General features: G+C 30.6%; 2 protein-coding genes. Both read left to right on the plus strand.

Translation table 11 applies throughout. The features are described from left to right. The first annotated feature begins 66 nt into the window (after nucleotides 1–66). Nucleotides 67–339: a transposase gene (locus BUA70_RS12870; protein WP_072897918.1), complete on the plus strand. Its 273-nt coding sequence runs from the start codon at nucleotides 67–69 to the stop codon at nucleotides 337–339. Between the two features lie 17 nt (nucleotides 340–356). Then, a partial coding sequence (locus tag BUA70_RS12875; RefSeq protein WP_244277566.1) for an IS3 family transposase occupies nucleotides 357–1147 on the plus strand: 791 nt, incomplete at its 3' end.

The raw sequence follows: 1147 nt of genomic DNA on the forward strand, positions 1-1147 counted from the left end.
AAAGTAGTGGACACATTAAGTCGAACTAAGTAAAATAATATTTAGTTAAGAAAGGATGTGTCCATTATGAGTAAGGGCAGAAGATATGATCAAGAATATAAAGACATGATAGTAGACTTATTTAAGTCAGGAATGAGCTTGGCTGAGCTAAGTAGCGAATATGGCATTGCAAAATCAACAATTAACGGCTGGATCAAAGATATAAAGGAAATTAAAGTGGATGAAAATGAAGTTATGACTTTGAAGGAAGTTAAAGCTTTAAAGAAAGAAATGGCAAAGATTAAAGAGGAAAATGAAATATTAAAAAAAGCTATGGCCATATTTGCAACAAGAAATTAGACCACGTAATAGAATTTATAGATAGTAATAAAAACAACCATGATATTAAGACTATGTGTACCGTTCTAGGCGTAGCCAGGAGCACATATTATAAATTTTTTGATAAAACTAAATCTGCAAGAGAAGTAGAAAATGAGGAGTTAAAAACAGCTATTATAAGGATATATAAAGCTAATAAAGGTATATATGGAGCTCCTAGGATTCATCATATACTTGGTACTGAAGGCTTTGATATCTCCTTAAAAAGAGTTCAAAGAAGAATGACTGAACTTGGCCTTTGTGCAATAACTGTAAAAAAATACAAGCCTCATTCAGATAAAAAGGTAGCAGAAGGTTTAGAAAACGTTTTAAAAAGAGATTTTACAACTATTTCTATTAATGAAAAATGGGTAGGAGATATTACATATATTCATACTATAACAGATGGTTGGTGCTATTTAGCGTCAGTTCTTGATTTACACTCTAGAAAAATCATTGGCTACGCTTTCGGTAAAAGGATGACCAATGATTTAGTTTCTAAAGCTTTAAAAAATGCTTATTACTGCCAAAGTCCTGATAAGAATAAGCAGCTAATATTCCATAGTGACTTAGGCTCCCAATACACTAGTAATGATTTAAAAGAACTGTGTAAAGAATTTAATATTACACAATCATTTAGTAAAAAAGGATGCCCATATGACAATGCTTGTATAGAATCTTTCCATTCTTCAATAAAGAAGGAAGAAATATATAGAAATACATACCGTACCTTCGAAGAAGCTAATATAGCTATATTTAAATATATTGAAGGTTGGTATAACAGAAAAAG

The organism is Clostridium fallax (assembly GCF_900129365.1).
Lineage (GTDB): Bacteria > Bacillota > Clostridia > Clostridiales > Clostridiaceae > Clostridium_AH > Clostridium_AH fallax.